Source organism: Moorena sp. SIO3I6 (assembly GCF_010672095.1).
Genome location: NZ_JAAHHU010000420.1, coordinates 1 through 3,655 on the forward strand (window position 1 = coordinate 1; position 3,655 = coordinate 3,655).

At 43.9% G+C, this 3,655-nt stretch carries 3 protein-coding genes and 1 pseudogene; 3 read left to right on the forward strand and 1 reads right to left on the reverse strand.

Annotated elements, in window-relative coordinates:
• On the reverse strand, positions 1–982 hold a 982-nt coding region (locus F6K49_RS37170), incomplete at its 3' end, for a peroxidase family protein (protein WP_293105049.1).
• 865 nt (positions 983–1,847) lie between these two features.
• Between F6K49_RS37170 and F6K49_RS37175 the strand changes: the two genes are divergently transcribed.
• The 3 genes and pseudogenes from F6K49_RS37175 to F6K49_RS37185 all read left to right on the forward strand — a co-directional run.
• Complete coding sequence (locus F6K49_RS37175; protein ID WP_293105052.1) at positions 1,848–2,561, forward strand: sigma-70 family RNA polymerase sigma factor; 714 nt, start codon at positions 1,848–1,850, stop codon at positions 2,559–2,561.
• On the forward strand, positions 2,497–2,952 hold the full coding sequence (locus tag F6K49_RS37180) for a hypothetical protein (RefSeq protein ID WP_293105055.1): 456 nt from the start codon (positions 2,497–2,499) through the stop codon (positions 2,950–2,952). Before F6K49_RS37175 ends, F6K49_RS37180 begins: the two co-directional genes overlap by 65 nt.
• Before the next feature lie 230 nt (positions 2,953–3,182).
• Positions 3,183–3,587: pseudogene (locus tag F6K49_RS37185) on the forward strand (transposase); the annotation flags it as partial.
• Positions 3,588–3,655 lie beyond the last annotated feature (68 nt).

The following is a 3,655-nucleotide window of genomic DNA, read 5'->3' on the forward strand; positions in this document are numbered from 1 at the left end:
GCTGGGATGCCAAACTATCGTTCTCGTTAACCCGTGTATCCCCCGCTAGAAAACCCACATCCATAAAAGCGCCTTTACCACTGATCAGTTCTCCATCAGCACCTGTGATGTTAAGGGGTAACAAGTCATCATTAGTGGTAACTGTTTCATCCGAGAAGACGTTGAGCTGACCTTCTGAAAAAGCACGAATTGCTTGATATTCTTCTTCAGTAGACCCATAGACTACAGAAAGATCAAGCCAAGAGGTAACAGTATTAATGGCTTTTCCTGGGCTCCCAGACTCCCCAGTACCGCTGAAAAACGCATCCCGTTCAAAGTCAAACTGCAATCCACCATCTGCCTGTGTAGAAATTTCTTGAGTGGGAGGAGTGTTTGGTGGAAAATTCGGGTCATCTGCGGGAATGTCAATGGGGAAATTGAGTAATTCTAACCGGTTTTGGTTTTCTTCTTTTGACCCATTTGCTGCTAAATCAGTGTCGTGGTTGACGAACTGACCAAAAGCCCAAATGAAAGCGCTTAAGCCATTACCATTGGGATCAGACTCTCCCTCTTCTAGTTTAGAGGTGGCATTGCTGATCACTCGGGTACTAGGGCGATCGGGTGGGTTAAGCAACACAAAGGGTGCATCAGAGACATTGCTTAAGCCTTCTGTATTGGATATGACATTCAATCCCAATCCATTTAATCGGTCTGCTTCGGCTTGGGTAAATATGGGAATCGCTTGGCGCGTAACAGTATTGCCATCTATACCGATCAGAGCATTGCCTTCTGCATCAAATGCGATACCCGCCGGTGACTGGATTCCGTCTTCATACTCAATTGGAGCCAAACGCAGCAACGGCGTATTAGGGATACCCAAAGAGACTTGGTCTAAATTATTCTTACTGCCGTCGATCAGGCGAATGGTAATCCCTTCATCGTTTACAACTAATGTGCTGTCGGCAAATGGGTCTCGTTGAAGAACACTGTTGAGATTAGTCATAACAAATAGTTCAATAAACCTAAGGCTTATCTATAAGAGTTCCCAACCGTAAGGAAAAAATCCTAGAGGTTAAGTTAAATTAGGATGTTTTGTTGTACAGCTGACACTAGAATCGACCCCTGAAAGTATTACTATTTTTAGGTAGTTTTATGGTTGACCCCTAGGATGGCTTGTGCTTAGCTGACAAACGTCACGAATAAAGAGCCTGTTACTTTTAGAGCTCCTGAAATCTTAGACTATAGATTTTAGAATTTATAAATTATTTTATATTTTTTTTAGTTCAGATAGTTGAAGCAATAAACTGGAGTCTTTTTACAGGTTTTATTCGATACTAATTTAATTGACCATGAGAGGATTGTAAATACTTTTATCTGCTCTATATCAAATCTTTAATTCTCTGATGAGATTTATTTGATACTTTTACATTTTCTACCTTTACCTGATAGGAGCTTCGGAGCAGGTAGCAGGCAACAGGCAACAGACCAAAAAACTTCTACACAAATTGCTATAGCGGAGATTTCAGAGTATTACTTTTTTTTAGGTGTAATTTGTTTAATAAGTTTTCGCCCATTTAAACGATATTTGATTAAATAAAAAAAACTGAAACTATTCTGGCTTATGCCTTATACCTTATACCTTATGCCTTATGCCTTGGATCCAATACATTTTCCTTATTACCAGCTGATGTGGTATGATAATATTTTTACTTAGATAAAGTTAAAAAAAGATAAAGACAAGGCTTCAATAAAATTTACAAAAATCCTAACTCAAGGGATGACTGGACTTGAGGGCTTAAGTTGACTAACCTCACTTGTTTAACTTGGGCGAATAGGTCAAACTGGTTTTCGGTGGTTCAATAGGACTTATGCTGGCAACAAACCAAGCTTTTCATGGCCAATGGCGCGAAAATGCCGAAAACGAATCTACCGCTGCTTGGGTGGAGCCCCTCCTGGAAAAACTGTCTACTGGAGACCGCACGGCCTTTTGGCCCCTCTGGGAACAGTATCAAGACTATCTTTACCATTGCTGCTACAGCTGGATGGGGGGAAATCGGTCTCAAGCCCAAGATGCTCTTTCTGAGATTATGCTCAAGGCTTGGGAAAAATTGCCCAAATTTGCCGCAAAGATTACCAATCTCAAAGGATGGCTGACTAAATTTGGCCATAACTTCTGTATAGACTGCCATCGAGAAAACAACTCTGGGGCAATAGGAGTAGAAAATCTCGAAGCGATCGCAGTGGCAGAGGGGAATGGCTTGGTTACTGAATTTGATACCCCAGGAAAGATTGTAGAAAATAGCGAACTATTAGAAGTAATCCGTAGTGCTCTAGAGGATTTGCCCGAGAATCAGCGCGAGGTATGTCTCTTGCACTTTGAGCAGGAGTTGTCTTACCAAGAGATTGCTCAACGACTAGATATTTCCAACAATACCGTTCGTAAACGTATCCAACGAGCCAGGGAGAAACTGCAGCAGTCGTTGCAGACGTATCTGGGCGGATTAGACGAGAAGGCTTATGGGGAGATTGCCCTTCTTGATGCAGCGCGGTCTTGGGGGGAACCCCCAAGACCGCACCGGTAGTCGCTCATGGGGGGAACCCCCAAGACCGCGCTACCTCGCTGCATCGCTTTTGAAGGAGATTAGGAGAGTATCCGAGCAGCAAAGTAAAGAAGAAAAAGACAGAGAAAGCCATGTCACTCCCGCTGACATGGAGATGGAACAAGGACACTTGGAGACAACTGAGCAGTCGGAGTCTTTAAGGGAAATGGGGAGATGGGGAGATGGGAAGATTTTTAATAAGGGTAATTATTCCGGCGTTGCTGAATTGAAGTATGAATGCGCGATCCTCTGCTTTTGGGAAAGCCCCCTAAATCCCCCAACTTTGATACCGCTGGCGAACTTAATATTTGTTTACAAAATAGTGAGCAGATGTGGAAAATATCCTTTGTTTGTCGTTGGTGTGGAACTATAAGTTGAAACAATTGTATTAGTTGTCAAACTGAGGAGTTGCCCCAATGTGCTTTAGAATTGAGAAAATAGCACCGATACCACCACAGACAGCAACCATTGCTCGCTCAGCTTTTCCCAAAGGGAGTATAGTAATGAGTATCAGGGATGAATTGGGAATTCTATATCAGGATGAGCAGTTGAGAGCCTTGTTTCCATCAAAGCAAGGGCAACCGGCATCGGGATGCTTGGAGGTTAGCGCTGATTACAGTCATGCAGTACATAGAGGACTTAACGGATGCTCAAGCAGCCCAAGCAGTGCGAGGACGAATCGATTGGAAATATGCGTTAAGTTTGCCTTTAGCAGACCCTGGTATCGATAGTTCAGTATTGAGTGAGTTTCGAGGTCGATTAGTGAAAGCCAAAGCCGAAGAGTTGCTGTTAGATCGACTTTTGGAACGATGTCAAGAGCGGGGATGGCTGAGTGGGGGCGGGGTGCAACGCAGCGACTCAACTCATGTGTTAGCAGCAATTCGGGTGATGCATCGTCTAGAAGTGGTTGGTGAGACCTTACGAGCAGCACTCAATAGTCTGGCACTCTGCAGTACCGCAATGGCTTCAGGAAAAAGTTCCGGTAGAGTGGTTTTCGCGCTATGGTAGTCGGGTTGAGGACTATCACATGCCCAAGGCTACCGATGAGCGCCAGCAGTTAGGGGAGACGATTGGTA

Excerpts from the sequence above, each read along its gene's own strand:
- F6K49_RS37175 (WP_293105052.1), top strand. The coding sequence starts at position 1,848 with ATGCTGGCAACAAACCAAGCTTTTCATGGCCAATGGCGCGAAAATGCC.
- F6K49_RS37180 (WP_293105055.1), top strand. The coding sequence starts at position 2,497 with ATGGGGAGATTGCCCTTCTTGATGCAGCGCGGTCTTGGGGGGAACCCC.